The sequence below is a fragment of the Alkalibacillus haloalkaliphilus C5 genome (assembly GCF_000269905.1).
Classification (GTDB): domain Bacteria; phylum Bacillota; class Bacilli; order Bacillales; family Alkalibacillaceae; genus Alkalibacillus; species Alkalibacillus haloalkaliphilus_A.
Genome location: NZ_AKIF01000266.1, coordinates 1 through 1,311 on the forward strand (window position 1 = coordinate 1; position 1,311 = coordinate 1,311).

Here is a 1,311-nt window from a genome sequence, read left to right on the forward strand (position 1 = left end):
TGAAGAAGTATTAAAAGCTTGGGAAGAATGGAAAGTGGATGCTATGAGAGATGTTGATTCGTTAAGTATTGATCACTATTTTGATATTTTAAGTGTTATGAATGAGTGGAATGCAAGAGCTCGTTCTACAAAGAATAATTTAACAAGATTAATTAATGTTGCAGGGAACTTAGGATTTTTCACAAGAGAGCAAAGGCGAGAGTTAAATGAACTGTTAGACGAAACATTCGATGAAATTAACGAATCCATTGATCAATTGGAAAAAAGTCTTGATGAACTTAGTGAACAAACAATCGAGGAGGCAAGACAATCCATTGATGAAACGTTTGAGAGAGAAACTAATGATTAGATTTTAAATATGAAGGTGAAAATTTTATGAAACTGTTACGAACTATACTAATACTAGTAATAGTAGTTTCTCTTACAGCTTGCTTTGGTGGAGAAGAGGAAGTTTCTCCAGCTGATGAAACCGAAGAGGAAAAAGAAGTTGAAATTGAATATGAAGAAATTGAAGAAGAGGAAGAGAACCATGAAGATACTTCAACTGAAAGTCAGGAAGATGTAGTCAACTTAGATGATATTGATCCAATCCCTGAAACAATAGAAGGATTAGCATCTCAGATGCCAGGCCCTTTTGCAAATGAGGGTTATGTTCGAGATATCATTGATGAAGTAGCTGATAAGATGGAAGTTTTAGGTCCTATGAGTGATAATCCTTCAGAAGAAGAATACGAACTGTATTTACGCCATTTGTATTGGTTATTTGCAGAAGACTATGAAAACCCACGCGATGTCATTCGGAAATGGGAGTTTGCTATTTCTGGGACGCCTGAGTCACCTGACGACCGCTTTCAATTCAAGGAGAATTACAATGTGGAAATTCTCCTTGATGCAAGTGGAAGTATGGGCGCATATGTAGGGAATCGAACACAAATGGATATCGCTAAGGAAGCGATTCAAAGTTTTATGGCTGAAGTGCCAGAGGCAGCTAATGTGTCTTTGCGGGTATACGGTCATGAAGGTTCGAGCTCGGCCAGTGATAAAGAACTCTCATGTGCTGGGATTGAGCAGGTCTATGGGTTTGCGTCATATGATGAATCCGACTTTCAAGAAGCTCTCAATCAATTTGAACCAAGGGGCTGGACACCATTAGCAGATGCATTAGAACAATCCCGAGAAGCTTTAGCTGAGTATGACGCTAGTAATCATACAAACTTAATATACATTGTTAGTGATGGGATTGAAACGTGTGATGGTGATCCGGTTAAAGTTGCCCAATCATTAGCGGAATCAAACGCCCAACCAATTATT

General features: G+C 38.4%; 2 protein-coding genes. Both read left to right on the forward strand.

What is annotated here, in order from left to right; genetic code table 11:
- The coding region (locus A194_RS19040) for a hypothetical protein (RefSeq protein WP_040403311.1) at positions 1-349 on the forward strand (349 nt) is incomplete at its 5' end.
- A gap of 26 nt (positions 350-375) precedes the next feature.
- Positions 376-1,311: VWA domain-containing protein (locus tag A194_RS19045; RefSeq protein WP_017187835.1), on the forward strand; the 936-nt coding region annotated here is incomplete at its 3' end.